19 protein-coding genes are annotated in these 18,827 nt (G+C 75.0%); 17 read left to right on the top strand and 2 right to left on the bottom strand.

Annotated elements, in window-relative coordinates; translation table 11 throughout:
- Position 1 precedes the first annotated feature (1 nt).
- The 8 genes from pyrF to IE98_RS49055 all read left to right on the top strand — a co-directional run bounded on the left by pyrF (position 2) and on the right by IE98_RS49055 (position 8,228).
- Entirely contained in the window at positions 2-841 is an 840-nt protein-coding gene (gene pyrF / locus IE98_RS0113090; RefSeq protein WP_030268418.1) for an orotidine-5'-phosphate decarboxylase, read from the top strand.
- A gap of 233 nt (positions 842-1,074) precedes the next feature.
- Positions 1,075-1,401 carry an integration host factor, actinobacterial type gene (gene mihF, locus IE98_RS0113085; protein ID WP_030268416.1) on the top strand — a complete coding sequence of 109 codons (327 nt, stop codon included), beginning with the start codon at positions 1,075-1,077 and terminating at the stop codon, positions 1,399-1,401.
- Positions 1,402-1,450: 49 nt separating this feature from the next.
- Positions 1,451-2,008, top strand: coding sequence for a guanylate kinase (gene gmk / locus IE98_RS0113080; protein ID WP_030268414.1), 558 nt, complete (start codon positions 1,451-1,453; stop codon positions 2,006-2,008).
- Positions 2,009-2,078: 70 nt separating this feature from the next.
- A complete protein-coding gene (gene rpoZ / locus IE98_RS0113075; RefSeq protein ID WP_030240625.1) occupies positions 2,079-2,345 on the top strand; it encodes a DNA-directed RNA polymerase subunit omega in 267 nt (88 codons plus the stop codon).
- Positions 2,346-2,487: 142 nt separating this feature from the next.
- Positions 2,488-3,690, top strand: coding sequence for a bifunctional phosphopantothenoylcysteine decarboxylase/phosphopantothenate--cysteine ligase CoaBC (coaBC, locus tag IE98_RS0113070; RefSeq protein ID WP_030268412.1), 1,203 nt, complete (start codon positions 2,488-2,490; stop codon positions 3,688-3,690).
- A gap of 147 nt (positions 3,691-3,837) precedes the next feature.
- Positions 3,838-5,046: a methionine adenosyltransferase gene (gene metK, locus IE98_RS0113065; protein ID WP_030268410.1), complete on the top strand. Its 1,209-nt coding sequence runs from the start codon at positions 3,838-3,840 to the stop codon at positions 5,044-5,046.
- A 98-nt stretch (positions 5,047-5,144) separates the two neighbouring features.
- Positions 5,145-7,211, top strand: coding sequence for a primosomal protein N' (locus tag IE98_RS0113060; protein WP_030268409.1), 2,067 nt, complete (start codon positions 5,145-5,147; stop codon positions 7,209-7,211).
- A gap of 387 nt (positions 7,212-7,598) precedes the next feature.
- Positions 7,599-8,228 carry a hypothetical protein gene (locus IE98_RS49055; RefSeq protein ID WP_030268408.1) on the top strand — a complete coding sequence of 210 codons (630 nt, stop codon included), beginning with the start codon at positions 7,599-7,601 and terminating at the stop codon, positions 8,226-8,228.
- Between the two features lie 175 nt (positions 8,229-8,403).
- Here the strand turns inward: IE98_RS49055 and IE98_RS50090 are convergent, their stop codons facing one another.
- The gene (locus IE98_RS50090; RefSeq protein ID WP_234443529.1) at positions 8,404-8,928 is read right to left on the bottom strand and encodes a hypothetical protein; all 525 of its coding nucleotides are present in this window, start codon (positions 8,926-8,928) and stop codon (positions 8,404-8,406) included.
- 271 nt (positions 8,929-9,199) lie between these two features.
- Between IE98_RS50090 and def the strand changes: the two genes are divergently transcribed.
- From def to IE98_RS0113005, 9 genes are all read left to right on the top strand, one after another.
- Positions 9,200-9,745, top strand: a complete 546-nt coding sequence (def, locus tag IE98_RS0113045; protein ID WP_030268405.1) for a peptide deformylase — start codon at positions 9,200-9,202, stop codon at positions 9,743-9,745.
- 64 nt (positions 9,746-9,809) lie between these two features.
- Positions 9,810-10,745 carry a methionyl-tRNA formyltransferase gene (fmt, locus tag IE98_RS0113040; RefSeq protein WP_030268403.1) on the top strand — a complete coding sequence of 312 codons (936 nt, stop codon included), beginning with the start codon at positions 9,810-9,812 and terminating at the stop codon, positions 10,743-10,745.
- A gap of 71 nt (positions 10,746-10,816) precedes the next feature.
- Positions 10,817-12,247: an RsmB/NOP family class I SAM-dependent RNA methyltransferase gene (locus tag IE98_RS0113035; RefSeq protein ID WP_030268401.1), complete on the top strand. Its 1,431-nt coding sequence runs from the start codon at positions 10,817-10,819 to the stop codon at positions 12,245-12,247.
- A gap of 84 nt (positions 12,248-12,331) precedes the next feature.
- A complete protein-coding gene (locus IE98_RS0113030) occupies positions 12,332-13,303 on the top strand; it encodes an aldo/keto reductase (RefSeq protein WP_030268399.1) in 972 nt (323 codons plus the stop codon).
- A gap of 58 nt (positions 13,304-13,361) precedes the next feature.
- Complete coding sequence (locus IE98_RS0113025) at positions 13,362-13,859, top strand: hypothetical protein (RefSeq protein WP_030268398.1); 498 nt, start codon at positions 13,362-13,364, stop codon at positions 13,857-13,859.
- A gap of 122 nt (positions 13,860-13,981) precedes the next feature.
- Positions 13,982-14,902, top strand: a complete 921-nt coding sequence (locus IE98_RS0113020; protein WP_078660988.1) for an AurF N-oxygenase family protein — start codon at positions 13,982-13,984, stop codon at positions 14,900-14,902.
- Between the two features lie 174 nt (positions 14,903-15,076).
- Positions 15,077-15,715 carry a C39 family peptidase gene (locus IE98_RS0113015; RefSeq protein ID WP_420706179.1) on the top strand — a complete coding sequence of 213 codons (639 nt, stop codon included), beginning with the start codon at positions 15,077-15,079 and terminating at the stop codon, positions 15,713-15,715.
- A gap of 148 nt (positions 15,716-15,863) precedes the next feature.
- Positions 15,864-16,694 carry an isocitrate lyase/PEP mutase family protein gene (locus tag IE98_RS0113010; protein ID WP_030268393.1) on the top strand — a complete coding sequence of 277 codons (831 nt, stop codon included), beginning with the start codon at positions 15,864-15,866 and terminating at the stop codon, positions 16,692-16,694.
- A 248-nt stretch (positions 16,695-16,942) separates the two neighbouring features.
- On the top strand, positions 16,943-17,767 hold the full coding sequence (locus IE98_RS0113005) for an ABC transporter ATP-binding protein (RefSeq protein WP_030268390.1): 825 nt from the start codon (positions 16,943-16,945) through the stop codon (positions 17,765-17,767).
- Between the two features lie 65 nt (positions 17,768-17,832).
- Here the strand turns inward: IE98_RS0113005 and IE98_RS0113000 are convergent, their stop codons facing one another.
- Positions 17,833-18,687: an SCO6745 family protein gene (locus IE98_RS0113000; protein ID WP_030268388.1), complete on the bottom strand. Its 855-nt coding sequence runs from the start codon at positions 18,685-18,687 to the stop codon at positions 17,833-17,835.
- Between the last annotated feature and the right edge of the window lie 140 nt (positions 18,688-18,827).

The following is an 18,827-nucleotide window of genomic DNA, read 5'->3' as shown; positions in this document are numbered from 1 at the left end:
CGTGACCACCCTCGCCCCGTTCGGCGCCCGCCTGCGCCACGCCCTCGACACCCGCGGCCAGCTCTGCGTCGGCATCGACCCGCACGCCTCGCTGCTCGCCGCCTGGGGCCTCGGCGACGACGTCGCCGGCCTGGAGACCTTCTCCCGCACCGTGGTCGAGGCGCTGGCCGACCGGGTCGCCGTGCTCAAGCCGCAGGCCGCCTTCTTCGAGCGGTTCGGCTCGAAGGGCATCGCCGTGCTGGAGCGCTGCACGGCCGACGCCCGCGCCGCCGGCGCGCTGGTCGTGATGGACGCCAAGCGCGGTGACATCGGCTCGACCATGGCCGCCTACGCGGAGACCTTCCTCGCGCCGGGCAGCCCGCTCTTCTCGGACGCCCTCACCGTCAGCCCCTACCTGGGCTTCGGTTCGCTGCAGCCGGCGGTGGACCTGGCCCGTGCCAGCGGCTGCGGCCTGTTCGCCCTGGCGCTGACCTCCAACCCCGAGGGGGCCGAGGTGCAGCGGGCGGTCGCCGCGGACGGCGAGAGCGTGGCCCAGGGCGTCCTGCGCCGGCTCGCGGCGGAGAACGCCGGCGCCGAGCCGCTCGGATCCTTCGGCGCGGTGGTCGGCGCGACCCTCGCCGAGGCCGGCGCGGACCTCGCCATCAACGGCCCGCTGCTCGCCCCCGGCGTGGGTGCGCAGGGCGCCACCGCGGCCGATCTGCCGCGGGTCTTCGGCGACTCCGTGCGCAACGTCGTGCCGAGCGTCAGCCGCGACGTGCTGAAGCACGGACCGTCGGTCGCGGCACTCCGAGAGGCGGCGGAACGATTCGCCCAGGATGTGAGCGGCGTCACAAAGGGCTGACCAATCGTCGCTGAGAGCGGTTGATTTGCCCGGAAAAGTCCTGTGTCCGCCCCGGCTGACCAGGACTTTTCGTGTTCTTTTCCTGACGTGGCGGCCTAAGTTGGGTAGTGTCCGGCGGTAGGTCACCGGAAGGCGGCGGAATTCCGCCGCCACGCAGGTCAGAGCCTGCTCTCCGGAGGCCGGGCACCACCAGTCATAGCTCATCCCTTCCATCCATACCTGAGGTGAACGGCGTGGCTCTTCCGCCCCTTACCCCCGAACAGCGCGCCGCTGCGCTCGCCAAGGCCGCCGAAGCTCGGCGGAAGCGCGCCGACGTGAAGAACAAGCTCAAGCACTCCGGTGCGTCGCTGCACGACGTGATCAAGGCCGGCAAGGCGGACGACGAGGTCATCGGCAAGATGAAGGTCTCCGCCCTGCTCGAGAGCCTGCCCGGCGTCGGCAAGGTGCGCGCCAAGCAGATCATGGAGCGCCTCGGCATCTCCGAGAGCCGTCGTGTGCGCGGTCTCGGTACCAACCAGATCGCCTCCCTGGAGCGGGAGTTCGGCGGCGCGGCCACCTGAGCCGGGCCCCCTGGTCCCCGGACGGTCCGCGATCCGGGATAATCGGTGCATGAGTGAGCGTCCGCGGCTGACCGTGCTCTCCGGCCCCTCCGGGGTCGGCAAGAGCACGGTCGTCGCTCATATGAGGAAGATGCACCCCGAGGTCTGGCTCTCGGTGTCGGCGACGACCCGCCACCCGAGGCCGGGCGAGAGGGACGGGGTCCAGTACCACTTCGTCGACAACGACCAGTTCGACAAGCTGATCGCCAACGGCGAGCTGCTGGAGTGGGCGGTGTTCGCCGGCAACCGCTACGGCACCCCCCGGCAGGCGGTCCAGGACCGACTCGACCGCGGCGAGCCCGTCCTGCTGGAGATCGACCTGCAGGGCGCCCGGCAGGTGCGCGAGTCGATGCCCGAGGCCCAGCTGGTGTTCCTGGCTCCGCCGAGCTGGGACGAGCTGGTCCGCCGGCTCACCGGCCGCGGCACCGAGCCCCAGCACGTGATCGACCAGCGGCTCGACGCGGCCAAGGTCGAACTGGCGGCCGAGACCGAGTTCGACACGACCCTTGTCAACACCTCCGTCGAGCAGGTAGCGGCCGAACTGCTAGCCTTGCTCGGTGTAGTCTGACCCGATCGGCTCGTCGAGCCGCTCGTCAGACTGTGTGAGACTGACAAATCCACTTTCGGAAGGTTTTCGCGTGTCCTCTTCGATGACCGCGCCCGAGGGCATCATCAACCCGCCGATCGACGAGCTCCTCGAGGCGACCGACTCCAAGTACAGCCTCGTGATCTACGCCGCCAAGCGCGCCCGCCAGATCAACGCGTACTACTCGCAGCTGGGCGAGGGCCTGCTGGAGTACGTCGGCCCGCTGGTCGACACCCACGTGCACGAGAAGCCGCTGTCGATCGCGCTGCGCGAGATCAACGCCGGCATGCTCACCGCCGAGGCGATCGAGGCCGCCTGAGCCTCCCCTGCGCAAGGGCCCGCCGGACTCGTTCCGGCGGGCCCTTCGCTGTGCTCCGGGTCATGGTGCACCCGCCGTCTGATGCGCCGTAGGGTGAGGGCGAGCCCCACCCGGGCGTGGCCGGACAAGGAGATCCACCCCCATGAACGCACCGCGCGTCGTCCTCGGCGTCAGCGGCGGCATCGCCGCCTACAAGGCCTGCGAGCTGCTGCGCCGGTTCACCGAGACCGGCCACCAGGTCACCGTGGTGCCGACCGAAGCCGCGCTGCACTTCGTGGGCGAGGCGACCTGGGCCGCGCTCTCCGGCCGCCCGGCCGCCACCGAGACCTGGGAGAGCGTGCACGAGGTGCCGCACGTGCGGATCGGCCAGAACGCCGACCTGGTCGTCGTCGCCCCGGCCACCGCCGACCTGCTGGCCAAGGCCGCCCACGGGCTGGCCGACGACCTGCTCACCAACACCCTCCTCACCGCCCGCTGCCCCGTGGTGCTGGCCCCCGCGATGCACACCGAGATGTGGGAGCACCCGGCCACCCAGGAGAACGTCGCCACCCTGCGCCGCCGCGGCACCGTCGTGCTGGAGCCCGCCGTCGGCCGGCTCACCGGCAAGGACACCGGCAAGGGCCGGCTGCCCGAGCCGTCCGAGATCTTCGAGGCCTGCCGCCGGGTGCTCGCCCGCGGCGCCGCCGAGCAGGACCTGGCCGGCCGGCACGTGGTGGTCTCCGCCGGCGGCACCCGCGAGCCGCTCGACCCGGTGCGCTTCCTCGGCAACCGATCCTCCGGCAAGCAGGGCTACGCGCTGGCCGCGACCGCCGCCGCCCGCGGCGCCCGGGTCACCCTGCTCTCCGCCAACGTCGAGCTGCCCGACCCCGCCGGGGTGGACGTCGTCCGGGTGTCCACCGCGCTGCAGCTGCGCGAGGCCGCGCACAAGGCGGTGCTGGACGCCGACGCCGTGGTGATGGCCGCCGCGGTCGCCGACTTCCGCCCCGCGGAGTACGCCACCGGCAAGATCAAGAAGGTGGACGGCGCCGATCCGGCACCGGTCGTGCTCGTCCGCAACCCCGACATCCTCGCCGAACTCTCCGCCGAGCGGGCCCGCCCGGGCCAGCTGGTGGTCGGCTTCGCCGCGGAGACCGACGACGTGCTCGCCAACGGCCGGGCCAAGCTCGCCCGCAAGGGCTGCGACCTGCTCGTGGTGAACGAGGTCGGCGACGGCAAGGCGTTCGGCCAGGACACCAACGCGGCCACCGTCCTCGCCGCCGACGGCGGCGAGACCCCGGTGCCGCACGGGCCCAAGGAGGCCCTCGCCGACGCCGTCTGGGACGCCGTCGTCGCCCGTCTCGGCTGACGGGACGGGGTGACGGTCACACGACTGCATCAGTGGGGGAGTGCCCGTTGCGGGTGCTCCCCCGTTACACTCCAGGAATCAAGTCTTTCCGGATGCCCCGACAACCGGGGCATTCAGTCAGCAGCCGCTGCAACCCCAGGGAGCGCTGTGTCTCGCCGCCTGTTCACCTCGGAGTCCGTCACCGAGGGACACCCCGACAAGATCGCTGACCAGATCAGCGACACCATCCTGGACGCCCTCCTCAAGGAGGACCCGAGCTCGCGCGTCGCCGTGGAGACCCTGATCACCACCGGCCTGGTGCACATCGCCGGCGAGGTCACCACCAAGGCCTACGTGCCGATCGCACAGCTCGTCCGCGACAAGATCCTCGAGATCGGCTACGACAGCTCGAAGAAGGGCTTCGACGGCGCCTCCTGCGGCGTCTCGGTCTCGATCGGCTCGCAGTCCCCGGACATCGCCCAGGGTGTGGACACCGCGCACGAGCACCGCGTCGAGGGCGAGGACGACGAGCTCGACAGGCAGGGTGCCGGCGACCAGGGCCTGATGTTCGGCTACGCGTGCGAGGACACGCCGGAGCTGATGCCGCTGCCGATCACCCTCGCGCACCGCCTCTCGCGCCGCCTGTCCGAGGTCCGCAAGAACGGGACCATCCCGTACCTGCGCCCCGACGGCAAGACCCAGGTCACCATCGAGTACGACGGCGACAAGGCCGTCCGGCTCGACACCGTCGTGGTCTCCTCGCAGCACGCGAGCGACATCGACCTGGAGTCGCTGCTCACCCCGGACATCCGCGAGTTCGTCGTGGAGCCGGAGCTGAAGGCGCTGGCCGAGGAAGGCATCAAGCTCGTCACCGAGGGCTACCGCCTGCTGGTCAACCCGACCGGCCGCTTCGAGATCGGCGGCCCGATGGGCGACGCCGGCCTCACCGGCCGCAAGATCATCATCGACACCTACGGCGGCTACGCCCGCCACGGCGGCGGCGCCTTCTCGGGCAAGGACCCGTCCAAGGTCGACCGCTCCGCCGCGTACGCGATGCGCTGGGTGGCGAAGAACATCGTCGCCGCGGGCCTCGCCCGCCGCGCCGAGGTGCAGGTCGCGTACGCGATCGGCAAGGCCGAGCCGGTCGGCCTGTTCGTCGAGACCTTCGGCACCGAGACCGTCCCCGTCCTGGACATCCAGAAGGCCGTGACCGAGGTCTTCGACCTCCGCCCGGCCGCGATCATCCGCGACCTGGACCTGCTGCGGCCGATCTACGCCCAGACCGCCGCGTACGGCCACTTCGGCCGTGAGCTGCCGGACTTCACCTGGGAGCGCACCGACCGCGTCGAGGAGCTGAAGAAGGCCGTCAGCGCCTGACCCACCCTGCTCCGGCAGTCCGCAGGCGGCGGCCACCCCCACGGGGGTGGCCGCCGCCTGCGTCGGTCTGTCGGCGCGATCTGATAGCCATGAGGGCGATGAGCAGCACAGACGGCGCCGGCGAGCAGCTGGCCTTCATCCGGGAGACGGTCCGCCGGTCCAGGCCGAGGGCGGCCCGCGGCACCGAGCTGGCCGCCGAGCTGCCGGTCGCCCGCGTCCTGGTCGACAAGGGCGTGCTCAGCCTCGACCAGTACTTCGACTACGCGGTGCCCGCGGCGATGGCCGAGGACGCCCGGCCCGGCGTCCGGGTCCGCGTCCGCTTCGGCGCCCGGGTGGGCGCCTCCGGCCGACGCGAGGGCGGCGCCCTGCACGACGGGTACGTCGTCGAGCGGCTCGCCTCCTCCGACTACGCCGGCCCGCTCGCCCCGCTCGCCCGGGTGGTCTCGCCCGAGCGCGTCCTCGCCCCGGCCCTGCTGCGGCTCTGCCGCGCCGTCGCGGACCGGTACGCCGGCACCCTCGCCGACGTGCTCCAGCTGGCGATCCCCCCCCGGCACGCCCGCGCCGAGTCCGAGCCCTCGCCCGCCCCGCTGCCCCCGCCGCCGGCACCCGAACCGGGCAGCTGGTCCCGCTACCCGCAGGGCCCGGCCTTCCTCGGCTCGCTCGCCGCCGGCCACGCCCCCCGGGCGGTGTGGACGGCGCTGCCGGGCCCCGACTGGCCGCAGGAGATCGCCCGCGCGGTCGCCGCCGCCCTCGCCGCCGGCCGCGGCGCCCTCGCCGTGCTGCCGGACGGCCGCGCCGTCGCCCGGGTCGACGCCGCGCTCACCGCCCTGCTCGGCCCCGGCCGGCACACCGTGCTCGCCGCCGACGCCGGACCGGAGGAGCGCTACCGGAACTGGCTCGCCGTCAACCGCGGCTCCGTCCGGGCCGTGATCGGCACCCGCGCCGCCGTCTTCGCCCCCGTCCGCAACCTCGGGCTGCTCGCCGTCTGGTCGGACGGCGACTCCAGCCACAGCGACCCCAACGCGCCGTACCCGCACGTCCGCGAGGTCGCCCTGCTGCGGGCCGCCGACGAGGGTGCCGGGGTGCTGCTCGGCGGCCTGTCCACCACCGTCGAGGCGGCGCAGCTGGTCGCCACCGGCTGGGCGCGCCCGCTGACCGCCGACCGGGAGACCGTCCGGTCGCTCGCCCCGCGGATCCGCACCGTCACCGACCACGACCAGGCCCGGGACGCCGCCGCGCAGGCCGCCCGACTGCCCTCGGTCGCCTGGGAGACCGCCCGGGACGCCCTGAACCGCGGGCCCGTCCTCATCCAGGTGCCCCGGCGCGGCTACCTGCCCCGGCTCGCCTGCGACCGCTGCCGCACCCCGGCCCGCTGCCGGCGCTGCGCCGGCCCGCTGGAGGCCGGCGGCGCCGACACCCCGCCGCAGTGCACCTGGTGCGGCACGCCCGAGACGGACTGGCACTGCGTCGAGTGCGGTTCCTTCCGGATGCGGGCCCAGGTGGTCGGCGCCCGCCGTACCGCCGAGGAGCTGGGCAAGGCCTTCCCGCGGGTGCCCGTCCGCACCTCCGGGCGGGACGCGGTGCTCGCCACGGTGCCCGGCACCCCCTCCCTGGTGATCGCCACCCCGGGCGCCGAACCGCTCGCCGAGGGCGGGTACGCCGCCGCCCTGCTGCTCGACGGCTGGGCCCTGCTCAACCGGCCCGACCTGCGGGCCGGCGAGGAGACGCTGAGGCGCTGGCTGACCGCCGCGGCGCTCGTCCGGCCGGCCGGGGCGGGCGGCACCGTCGTGGTCGTCGCCGAGCCGACCGCACGGCCGGTGCAGGCCCTCGTCCGGTGGGACCCGGCCGGGCACGCCGCGAGCGAGCTCGACGAACGGGCCGAACTGCACTTCCCGCCGGTCTCCCGGATGGCCTCGGTGACCGGTGCACCGCAGGCGGTCGCCGACCTGCTCGGGCTCGTCCGGCTGCCCGAGGGGGCCGACGTGCTGGGGCCCGTGCCCGTCCCGGCCGGCCGCGGCGAGGAGCTGGAACGCGCACTGATCCGGGTCGCCCCCGGCCGCGGGGCGGCGCTCGCCTCGGCGCTCAAGGCGGCGCAGATCGCGCGGCTGGCGCTGCGCACGGGGGAACAGGTGCGGATCCGGGTCGACCCGCCGGACATCGGCTGAGGCGGATGTGCCCGCCGGGGCAGGCGCCGGTGGCGGCGTCGTGGGGGAGCCCGGTCGCGGGTCGATGTGTCGACGTATCGACGTCGGCCGAAGCCGGCCCGGGCGGGCGGCTGGAGCGCGCCGTGCCCGGCTCGGCTTCGGGCGCGGGGCGCGGGGAGCGGGTGCGGGCGACCTCCAGGAACGGTGATCACACCGTGACCTGCGGCGGGACGGTGATCACCAGGGTGGGCCCGTGCCGATCAGTGACAGTGAGCCGGGCCGCCAGCGGCCGGCCGACGACCCGTTCGACGTGGGTTTGGACGAGGACTTCGTCCCGGCCGCGCCGCTGAAGAGGGCCCGGTACCGGGCCTGCTGCGGCCGGGTGCGCTGCCGCCCCCGCCGAAGCGGGTGTGGCCGCGGTACGCCGCACTGGCCGCGGCCGCCGCGGTGCTGACCGTCCTGGCCTTCCGGTTCGTCGGGCCGGACGAGGACGGCGAACGGTCGGCCGCCCCGACCGCCGGCGCCACCGCGGCGACCGCCGCGCCCTCTGCCTCCTCCTCCGCCTCCTCCTCCGCTTCTGCCGCCGCCCGGCTCCCGGACCGCCCGCCGGCGCCGCTGGCCGACCTCTTCCCCGCCGAGGTGCGGACGGCCTCCGGCGCGGTGTACACCAGGGTCGTGTCCGAGGACCTCGGGACCTGTCCCGAGCCGACCTGGGTGGGCCCGGACCTCGCGGCCCTGATCGCCGAGGGCAAGGGCTGCCTCGGCCACCAGGTCGCGCTGTACAAGGACGCCCGGAACAACCGGTTCAACCCGGCGGTCTTCACGATGAGGGACCAGGCCGACACCGTGAAGCCGGTCACCCGCCTCGTGGTGGACCACGACTCGTACCAGGTCGGCGCGCAGGTGCCGCCGCCCGGCTCCGGTCTGCCGACGCTCGCCCGGGACAGCGGCCTGGTACAGGCCTTCTCCGGGGTCGGGCGGTCGTCGCCGGGGTCGGGCAGTGGTCCGACGGCCGGGCCGCCGACCACGGGGCCCTGACGGACCTGGTGGAGCCCCTGCTCACGGACGTGACGAACCGGGCCATGGCCTACGAGGTCCGCGGCTGACGGGCCCGCCCCGCGGTCTGCACGTGCCCCGGCGGGGCGGCAGACCGCGGCGCCCGCGGGTAGCCCGGTCGCGGGCGGGTTCAGCGGGTTCAGCGGGTTCAGCGGGTTCAGCGGGCGATGCGGGCGTTCGGCTGGTCGGCCAGGCCGCCCTGCCAGGCCTGCGGCACCGTCCGGGAGAGGGCGCCGGGCAGGGGCGGCTCGACCTGCTCGTGGAGCGGCTCGGGCGCGTGGTCGTCGCGCGGCGTCGCGGGTGCCGGGACGCTGGCCGCCAGCAGCTCGTTGGCGGGTCGGCGCATGCCGTACCGGCGGTGCACCGCCTGCTTGGTGACGCCCAGCGCGGAGCCCACGGAGTCCCAGGAGAAGCCGAGTGCCCGGTCGAACTCGACCGCCGCCGCGACCAGCGTCTCCACGCTCTCGCGCAGCTCCTGCGCCAGCCGGACGGTCGGGGCGGGAGCCCGCCCGTACACGACGAAGCCCGCCGAGGTGCTGGGCCGCCGGGGCCGGTAGACGTTGCCCAACTGGGCGGTCAGGGTGCGCAGCGCGTCCACCTGGCGCCTCACCCGCTCGATGTCCCGCACCAGCAGGTGCAGGCTCGCCCGCGCCCGCGCATCGTGGTTGATCTGCTCGGCCATGGCCTCTGCGCCACCTCTCCGTACGGTCGGCGTGGACCGCGACGCATGCGTCCCGGTCAATTCCACTTGACCAACGCCCGACCCCTGGCCCGGGTAACGCGCCTGGCCGAGAAGGTCGGTGGGGCACGACCGGGACCGGCCGCCGGGCGACCGCGACGGGGCGCCCGCCCGCACCCGCCCCGCCGGACCCGGGCCCGGCCCGCGGCGCCGATTGCATAGACTCTGCAGGTACGCCTCCCTGCCGCCGATGTCCCGAGGAGCCCCCGCAGCCATGGCGATCCAGCCGATCAGGATCTTCGGCGACCCGGTGCTCCGGACGAAGGCCAAGCCGGTGACCACCTTCGACAAGGAGCTGCGCCGCCTGGTGAAGGACCTCACCGACACCATGCTCGACGCTCCCGGTGCCGGCCTGGCCGCCCCCCAACTCGGCATCTCCCTGCGGGTGTTCACCTACAACGTGGACGGCGTGGTGGGCCACCTGATCAACCCCGACCTGTCGCTCACCGACGAGGAGCAGGACGGCCCCGAGGGCTGCCTCTCGCTGCCGGGCCTGCGCTTCGACACCAGGCGCGCACACGGCGTCGTCGCCAAGGGCGTCAACATGTACGGCGACCCGGTGACGATCGAGGGCACCGAGCTGCTCTCCCGGTGCATCCAGCACGAGACCGACCACCTCGACGGCATCGTCTTCATCGACCGCCTCGACCGCGAGGCCCGCAAGGCCGCGCTCAAGGCGATCCGCGAGGCCGACTGGGGCGACGGCCCGGCGCCGACCGCCCGGATTTCCCCGCACTCCACCTTCGGCTCCGCCCGCTGACCACCTCCGCCACCCGCCGGGCCCCGCCCGCGGGGCCGGAGCACGCATTCCGAGAAAGGCACCCATGCGCCTCGTCTTCGCCGGCACCCCCGAGGTCGCCGTCCCCGCCCTGGACGCCCTGCTGGCCTCCGACCGGCACGAGGTGGTCGCCGTGGTCACCCGCCCCGACGCGGTCTCCGGCCGCGGCCGCCGCACGGTCGCCAGCCCGGTCGCCCGGCGTGCCGAGGAGGCCGGCATCGAGGTGCTCCGGCCGGCGAAGCCCAGCGACCCGGACTTCCTCGCCCGGCTCGCCGACCTGGCCCCGGACTGCTGCCCGGTCGTCGCCTACGGCGCCCTGCTGCGCCCGGCCGCCCTGGAGATCCCCCGGTACGGCTGGGTCAACCTGCACTTCTCGCTGCTGCCCGCCTGGCGCGGCGCCGCCCCCGTGCAGCACGCGGTGATGGCCGGGGACGAGGTCACCGGCGCCTCCACCTTCCAGATCGAGGAGGGGCTGGACTCCGGCCCGGTGTACGGCGTCGTCACCGAGGAGATCCGGCCCGCCGACACCAGCGGCGACCTGCTCACCCGGCTCTCGCACTCCGGAGCCCGGCTGCTCGCCGCCACCATGGACGGCATCGAGGACGGCGCCGTGCACGCCGTGCCGCAGCCCGCCGAGGGCGTCACCGTCGCCCCCAAGATCAACGTCGAGGACGCCCGGATCGACTGGACACACCCCGCGCTGCGCGTCGACCGCCTCGTCCGCGGCTGCGCCCCCGCCCCCGGCGCCTGGACGGTCTTCCGCGGCGAACGCCTCAAGCTGGCCGGCCCGGTCACCCTGCTCCCCGGCTCCGCCGAGCTCGCCCCCGGCGAGACGGCCGTCGCCAAGCACAGCGTCCGGGTCGGCACCGGCAGCCACGACATCGAGCTCGGCGAGGTCCAGCCGCAGGGCAAGAAGCAGATGCGCGCGGCAGACTGGGCCCGAGGGGTCCGCATCGAGTCCGGCGAGCGGCTCGGCGACTGAACCCCCGGGCGGCCGGCACCCCGGCCCCGATCCACCCCCACCTTTCGTCCGCAGCACATTCGAGGCACCACGTGACCACGCCCAGCGCCAAGCGCGCCCCCCGCCCGCACCGCCGCCCCAAGAAGGACCCGGCCCGGATCGTCGCCTTCCGCGCCCTGCGCGCCGTCGACGAGCGCGACGCCTACGCCAACCTCGTCCTCCCGCCGCTGCTGCGCGAGGCCGAGCAGAAGGGCATGGAGCGCCGCGACGCCGCCCTCGCCACCGAACTGGTCTACGGCACCCTGCGCCAGCAGGGCACCTACGACGCGATCATCGCCGCCTGCATCGACCGGCCGCTGCGCGAGGTCGACCCGCCGGTGCTCGACGTGCTCGCGCTCGGCGCCCACCAGCTGCTCGCCACCCGCATCCCCAGCCACGCCGCCGTCTCCGCCACCGTCGAACTGGCCCGGGTGGTGCTCGGCGACGGACGGGCCAAGTTCGTCAACGCGGTGCTCCGCCGGATCAGCGCCCAGGACCTCGACGCGTGGATCGAGCAGGTCGCCCCGCCGTACGACCAGGACGCCGAGGACCACCTCGCCCTCGTCCACTCCCACCCGCGCTGGGTGGTCTCCTCGCTCTGGGACGCGCTCGGCCGCTGGCAGCCCGACGCCTCCGGCCGCGCCGCCGTCGAGGACCTGCTGCGCGCCGACAACGACCGCCCCGAGGTCACCCTGGTCGCCCGGCCCGGCCGCGCCACCGTCGACGAACTCCGCGAGGCACTGCCGGAGGCCGCCGAGGGCCGCTGGTCCCCGTACGCGCTGCGGCTCGCCGAGGGCGGCGACCCGGCCGGGGTGACCGCTGTCCGCGAGGGCCGGGCCGGCGTCCAGGACGAGGGCAGCCAGCTGGTCGCCCTCGCGCTCGCCGCGGCGCCGCTCGACGGGCCGGACGGGCTCTGGCTGGACGGCTGCGCCGGCCCCGGCGGCAAGGCCGCGCTGCTCGCCGCGATCGCCGCGGAGCGCGGGGCCGCCCTGGTCGCCTCCGAGAAGCAGCCGCACCGCGCCCGACTGGTCGCCCGCGCACTCGCCGGCAACCCCGGCCCGTACACCGTGATCGCCGCCGACGGCACCCGTCCCGCCTGGGCGCCCGGCACCTTCGACCGCGTCCTGGTCGACGTGCCCTGCTCCGGCCTCGGCGCGCTGCGCCGCCGCCCGGAGGCCCGCTGGCGCCGCCGCCCCGAGGACATCGCCGGCTTCGGCCCGCTCCAGCGGGACCTGCTGCGCGGTGCGATCCGCGCCGCCCGGGTGGGCGGCGTGGTCGGCTACGCCACCTGCTCGCCGCACCTCGCCGAGACCCGCGCGGTGGTCGACGACGTGCTGCGCGGCGAGGGCGGCGTCGAGTGGATCGACGCCCGGCCGCTGCTGCCCGGCCTGCCCGGCCTCGGCGAGGGCCCGGACGTCCAGCTCTGGCCGCACCTGCACGGCACCGACGCGATGTACCTCGCGCTGCTGCGGCGCACCGCCTGATCCCGCGCGGGGGCCGGCGGAATTGATCCACCGCCTGAACGAAAACCTGGACAGCGGCGGCCGGTGTGGCCGAGGGTGGGAATCATGGAGTTCACCCACCTCGGCCGCACCGGCCTCACCGTCTCCCGGCTCTGCCTCGGCACCATGAACTTCGGTCCGCACACCGAGGAGGCCGACGCCCACCGGATCATGGACACCGCCCACGAACTGGGCATCAACTTCTTCGACACCGCCAACGTGTACGGCTGGGGCGAGAACAAGGGTCGCACCGAGGAGATCATCGGCAACTGGTTCGCCCAGGGCGGCGGCCGCCGCGAGCGCACGGTGATCGCGACCAAGCTCTACGGCGACATGGGGGAGTGGCCCAACGAGGGCAAGCTTTCCGCGCTCAACATCCGCCGCGCCGTGGACGCCAGCCTGAAGCGGCTGCGGACCGACCACATCGACCTGTACCAGATGCACCACGTCGACCGGGCCACTCCGTGGGAGGAGATCTGGCAGGCGATGGAGGTGCTGACCGCCCAGGGCAAGATCGTCTACGTCGGGTCCAGCAACTTCGCCGGCTGGCACATCGCCCGTGCCCAGGAGACCGCCCGCGCCCGGAACTTCCTCGGCCTGACCAGCGAGCAGTCGCTCTACAACCTGCTGGAGCGCAGCGTCGAGCTCGAGGTCCTGCCCGCCGCGCAGCACTACGGCCTCGGCCTGATCCCGTGGTCGCCGCTGCACGGCGGCCTGCTCGGCGGCGTCCTGCGCAAGGAGCGCGAGGGGGTCCGCCGGGCCTCCGGCCGGTCCGTCGAGACCCTGGAGAAGCACCGCGAGCAGATCGCGGCGTACGAGGACCTCGCCGCCGAACTCGGCCACGAGCCCGGCGACGTGGCGCTGGCCTGGCTGCTCTCCCGCGAGGGCGTCACCGCGCCGATCGTCGGCCCGCGCACCCTGGACCAGCTGCACGCCGCCAACCGTGCGCTGGACGTGTCCCTCGACGCCAAGACCCTGGAGCGCCTGGACGAGATCTTCCCCGGCCACCGCACCGCACCGGAGGACTACGCCTGGTAGAACAGGTGTCCTGCCCGGGCGGCCGAGCCCGGGCAGGACACGGGGGAGGGGCGGCGTCATGGAGGCGCAGGAGCGCGCGGTGCCGAAGTCGGTCTGGGTGGTGGTAGGAGTGTTCGCCGCGTTCTGGGCGGTCGTCCTGGGCGGGTGCACGCTGGTCGTCCAGCGGGACGAGGCGCGCGCGGAGGACCGGTACACCTCGACCGACTGGTTCGACGAGGTGTTCCCCCGGCTCGGGCCGGCCGTCTCCGGCACCTGGCGGTCCACCGACGGGCCGCGCGACCTGGTGCCCTCGCCGGACCCGGGGCTGGCCGGCTTCTTCCGGCTGCCGCCCGGCCGGATCGCCGAACTGACGGCGGGTCGGGAGTGCGCGCCGGTGGCGGCGCCGGACCTCACCGGCTACTGGCAGAAGGAACTCGCCGGGAAGGGGCCCGAGGGCGCGTCCTGGATCGGCTGCCCCTCGCTCGACGCCGAACTGGCCCCGCAGGCCCCGGCTCACGCGTCCTTCTGGCTCGACCGGGCGTCCGACACCGTCTACGTCTCCGGCATCGACCTCTAGGCCCCCTCCGGCCGGGCCCGCGGGTGCCGGGGCGGTCTTCGCTGCGCGAGTTATTGACGGTCAATCTAATACGGTCTACGGTCCTGGCAGACCCCACCCGAGCGACCGAGGAGCCGACCCTCATGGCGACCACCGCGCGCAAGGCCACCGCAGCCGTCCCGGAGGAGCGCGACGTGCAGCGCCGGCGCACCGCCGAGCGCCTCCTCGCCTCCTCCGCCAAGCTCTCCTTCGATCCGCTGAAGGACGTCGACTGGGACAGCAGCCCCGTCCCCGGCGCCTACTACGTCGCCCCGCACCGGATCTCCCTCTACGGCACCGAACTCTGGGAGCGCCTCGACGAGGAGCAGCGGATCGAGCTCAGCAAGCACGAGGTGGCCGCCGTCGCCAGCGTCGGCATCTGGTTCGAGGAGATCCTCATGCAGATGCTGCTGCGGCACGCCTTCGACCGGGACCCGACCAGCGCGCACGTCCAGTACGCGCTGACCGAGATCGCCGACGAGTGCCGGCACTCGGTGATGTTCGCCCGCATGATCGCGTGGATGGGCGCGCCCGCGTACGGCCCGGGCCGGCTCGCCCACGAGCTCGGCCGGGTGTTCAAGGCGATCTCCACGCACAGCCAGACCTTCGGCGGGACGATGTACGTCGAGGAGATCCTGGACGCCTTCCAGCGCGAGATGATGGCCGACGAGTCGCTGCAGCCGCTCTCCCGGCAGGTGGCCCGGATCCACGTCATCGAGGAGTCCCGGCACATCACGTACGCCCGCGAGGAGCTCGTCCGCAAGGACCTCGGGCCCGTCCGCCGCCGCGTCGAGCAGCTGCTGATGGGGATCGTCATCCACGTCGCCACCACCCACCTGATCAACCCGCGGGTGTACGCCGCGGTCGGCATCGACCCGAAGGAGGGGCGGCGGGCCGCGAAGCGCAACCCGAACTGGCGGGTCGCCAAGACCGAGATGGCCGCCAAGGTGGTCGGCGTGCTCGACCGCGCCGGGCTGGTCGGCCGCACCAACCGCTGGCTGCTGCGCGGCGCCGGCGTCCTCTGAGCGGGGGCGGGTCGCGGGCGGGTAGCGGGTGAGCGGCGGGTGGGCCGTGGGTGGGCCGCCGGTGGTCCGTGACCGGGTGGGGCGCACCCGCACGGCCCGGGCGGGCCGGGCGGCGTGCGCGTCCGGGCCCCACCGGCGAGGCGAGCCGTCCCGCCGTGCGTCAGAATGATCATTGTGCAGCCGATCAGCCACCCGGTTCCCTACTACGCGCAGTGGGAATCCCCCGAGCTCGTCCCCGACCTCCTGGCCGGCACCGTCCTCGCCGAGGACGATCCGCGCTGGGAGGAGTCGGGCGCACCGGACCGGGACGAGTACGCGTACTGGTCCTGGCGCGCCTGCGGCATGGCCTGCCTGCGGATGGCGCTGGACCACTGGTGGGGCGTCGCCCCGCCGATCGTGCGGCTCGCCGAGGAGAGCCGCGAGGCCGGCGCCTACGTCCGCCACCCCGACGGGCGGCTGGACGGCCTCGTGCACGCGCCCTTCGCCGCCTACGTCCGCGAGCGGTGGGGCCTGTTCGCGGACGCCCGCGCCCCAATGCCCGCCGCGGAGCTGCGCGGCCACCTCGACGCCGGCCGGCTGCCGATGATCTCCGTCCACCCGTCGATCCGCACCCTGGAGCCGGCCCCGCCCCGCGCCGGCGGCCACCTGGTGCTCGCCGTCGGCGCGGACGACCGGGCCCTGCTGATCCACAACCCGTCCGGCTTCCCCGACGAGTCCCAGCAGTACGCCCGGGTGCCCTGGGCGGACCTGGACCGCTTCTACGCGGGCCGCGGCATCGTCCTCGGCCCGCCCACCCCGCGCCGGGCCGAATAGCCCCGGACGGGTCGTCAGCCGTCCGGTCGCCACCACGGCCAGCCGGCCGCCGGTGGCCACCACCGCCGGTGGCCACCGACGGCGGCCCCGGCGACCGTGTCGCGAAACCGCGAGCGGCCCACCCCTCCGTCTTGGTCCAATACGGAACATGACTGCACAGCACCAGAACGCCGAGTTGTTCCGTTCGCTCCACGACGCCGCCGCCCCGCTGGCCCTCGCCAACGCCTGGGACGCCGCGAGCGCCCGCCTGGTCGAGGCGGCCGGCGCCAGGGCCGTCGCCACCACCAGCGCCGGCGTCGCCTGGGGACTCGGCGCCGCGGACGGCAACCACCTCGACCGCGACCAGGCCGTCGCCCTGATCGGCCGGGTGGTGGCCGCCGTGTCCGTCCCGGTGACGGCCGACATCGAGAGCGGCTTCGGCGCCACCCCGGCCGAGGTCGCCGACACCGTCGCCCGGGTCGTCGCCGCCGGCGCCGTCGGCATCAACATCGAGGACGCCCGGACGGACGGCGGCACCGGCCTGCGGCCCACCGCCGAGCAGGCCGAGCGGATCGCCGCCGCCCGCCGCGCCGCCGACGGGGCCGGGATCCCGCTCTACATCAACGCCCGCGTGGACACCTACCTCCGCGCCGTCGGGACGGAGGAGACCCGGCTCAAGGAGACGCTGGAGCGCGCCGAGGCCTACCTGGCGGCCGGCGCCACCGGCATCTTCGTCCCCGGCGTCACCGACCCCGCGGTCGTCGCCGCCCTGACCGCGGGCATCGACGCCCCCGTCAACATCCTCGCCGGCCCCGGCGCCCCGTCCGTGGCGGAGCTGTCCGAGCTCGGGGTCGCCCGGGTCAGCCTCGGCTCCTCGGTCGCCGAGGCCGCCTACGCGGTGGTCCGCAAGGTCGCCGCCGAACTGACCGCGACCGGCACCTACGGCGGCCTCGCCGACGCCCTCTCCTACGGCGAGCTCAACAGCCTGATGAAGGGCTGAGCCCGCAGCCGCGCCGCCGTGGGCACTTCGGCCCACGGCGGCGCGGCGGCGCGGACGGGTGCCCGGCGTGGCGGGCACCCGTCCGACGGGTGGCGCACGAACGCACCGGGCGCCGGAGTCTGAGATCATCCGGGTGCCTGCTCCGGGAGCACGCCCGTGCCCCCGTACGGCGCAGGGCCCGGCGCAGGCGACGTCCGAGGCCGGCCGGAACGGATCCGCACGGCCGCGACCGCGCCCGGGAGACCGCCGTGACCAGTGCCGAACCGCTGCCCGACGCGCCGCTGCTCCGGGCCGACGCCGTGGACGTCGTGCGCGACGGCCGTTACCTCCTGCGGGACGTCTCGCTCACCGTCGAGGCCGGCCAGCACTGGGCCCTGCTCGGTGCCAACGGCGCAGGCAAGTCCACCCTGCTCGCGCTGCTCGGCGCGGTCTCCCACCCCACCCACGGCGAGGTGCACGTCCTCGGCCGGCGGCTCGGACGGGTCGACATCCGGGCACTGCGCACCCACCTCGGCCACGTCAACCCGCGCCACCCGCTGCGCTCACCGCTGCCCGTCCGCACGGTGGTGCTGACCGGTCTCACCAACAGCATCGAACCCGAGCCCCGCTGGCGGCCCACCGCCGAGCAGGCCGCGCACGCCGAACACCTGCTGGACACCATGGGCATGGCGCACCGCGCCGACGACCCCTGGACGACCCTCTCCCAGGGCGAACGCGGCCGCGCCCTGATCGCCCGCGCGCTGATGCCGCAGCCCCGGCTGCTGCTGCTCGACGAGCCCGCCACCGGACTCGACCTCACCGCCCGCGAACTCCTGCTCGGCAGCCTCGACCTGATGCGCCGCCGCCACCCCGGCCTCGCCACCGTGCTGGTCACCCACCACCTGGAGGAACTGCCCGAGACCACCACCCACGCGCTGCTGCTGCGCGAGGGCGGCTGCGTCGCGGCCGGCCCGGTCGACGAGGTCGTCACCACCGAGCTGATCAGCGACTGCTTCGGACACCCCATCAGCATCGCCCGGCACGACGGCCGGTGGACGGCCCGCGCCGCCCGCACCACCCCGACCGACCTCTGACCCGACCGACCTCCGACCCGACCGACCTCCGACCCGGCTGCCGCCCGGCCCGCCGCGGTCGCGGTTCAGCCCGCCGTCGGCAGACCGATCGGGTTGGCCCGGGGCAGCTCCGCCCGGCAGGCCGTGGCGATCGGGCGCAGCGCCGCCGCCAGTTCGTCCAGCTCGGCCCGGTGGAAGCCGTCCCAGACCCGGGCGGCCGCCAGGTCGGTGGCGGCCTCCAGCGCGCGGTGCCGGGAGCGGCCCTCCGCGGTGACCGTCCCGTCCCCGTGCAGCCAGCCGCGTCCGGCCAGCCGGCCCGCGGCGGCGTCCCACTGCCCGTCCGTCCAGCCGCGGTGCGGCTGCAGCACCTCGCGGCGGGTGTCCAGGGCGCAGCGCAGCACCAGCGCCTCGCAGCCGTCCAGGCCCTCGGCGACCAGGGCGGCGACGTGGCCGTCACCGCGGTGCTCGCGCAGCACCGTCGTCGCCTGCCAGAGCCGGCCCAGCCGGTCCGCCGGCCGCGGCAACGCCGCGTTGGCGGCGGCCAGCACCCGGCCGCCGCAGTCCAGCCCGTCGACCGCGCGCTCCAGCAACTCCGCCGAGCGTCCGACCAGATCAGGCTTCACCGCCCCCAGCACCCGCTCCAGGGCGGCCCGCGCCCCGGCCAGGCGCGCCTCCAACGCGGCCTCCGGCGAGGCCCGGTGCCAGATGTCGGGCAGCGCCCGCTCCACCATCGACGGCGCGAAGTTGAAGAACGCGGCGACCACCGGGGCCGCGTCCACCGGGCCGAGCGGGGCCGCCCGGCCGCCGAAGTAGCCGCGCCAGTAGCCGCGCAGACCGACCGACTCGTAGGCGACCCGGCCCTCCGGGGCGAAGTAGGTGAGGGCGTGCACCGGCTCGAAGAGCCACCACAGGGCACGGGCGGGACGGACGTGTTCGGCCACGGACCGACAGCCTCTCCGGAACCCGGCGGTTCCTGGTGCGGGCCGGGGCGCGCACCGTACCGGCGCCTCCCCGGGCGGATCTGCGGGCGGTCGGGCGGACCCGCCGGGGCCGACCTGTGACGCGGGTCACCCGCGGGTCG

Source organism: Streptomyces sp. NRRL B-24484 (assembly GCF_000717715.1).
In the GTDB taxonomy this organism is placed as follows: Bacteria; Actinomycetota; Actinomycetes; order Streptomycetales; family Streptomycetaceae; genus Kitasatospora.
The sequence above is the reverse complement of the archived record's forward strand: the minus strand, read 5'-3'. Positions and strand labels throughout refer to the sequence as shown.

Excerpts from the sequence above, each read along its gene's own strand:
- IE98_RS0113020 (WP_078660988.1), top strand. The coding sequence starts at position 13,982 with ATGGCGACCACCGCGCGCAAGGCCACCGCAGCCGTCCCGGAGGAGCGC.
- IE98_RS0113025 (WP_030268398.1), top strand. The coding sequence starts at position 13,362 with ATGGAGGCGCAGGAGCGCGCGGTGCCGAAGTCGGTCTGGGTGGTGGTA.
- IE98_RS0113030 (WP_030268399.1), top strand. The coding sequence starts at position 12,332 with ATGGAGTTCACCCACCTCGGCCGCACCGGCCTCACCGTCTCCCGGCTC.
- IE98_RS50090 (WP_234443529.1), bottom strand. The coding sequence starts at position 8,928 with ATGGCCGAGCAGATCAACCACGATGCGCGGGCGCGGGCGAGCCTGCAC.
- IE98_RS0113010 (WP_030268393.1), top strand. The coding sequence starts at position 15,864 with ATGACTGCACAGCACCAGAACGCCGAGTTGTTCCGTTCGCTCCACGAC.
- IE98_RS0113060 (WP_030268409.1), top strand. The coding sequence starts at position 5,145 with ATGAGCAGCACAGACGGCGCCGGCGAGCAGCTGGCCTTCATCCGGGAG.
- coaBC (WP_030268412.1), top strand. The coding sequence starts at position 2,488 with ATGAACGCACCGCGCGTCGTCCTCGGCGTCAGCGGCGGCATCGCCGCC.
- def (WP_030268405.1), top strand. The coding sequence starts at position 9,200 with ATGGCGATCCAGCCGATCAGGATCTTCGGCGACCCGGTGCTCCGGACG.
- fmt (WP_030268403.1), top strand. The coding sequence starts at position 9,810 with ATGCGCCTCGTCTTCGCCGGCACCCCCGAGGTCGCCGTCCCCGCCCTG.
- gmk (WP_030268414.1), top strand. The coding sequence starts at position 1,451 with ATGAGTGAGCGTCCGCGGCTGACCGTGCTCTCCGGCCCCTCCGGGGTC.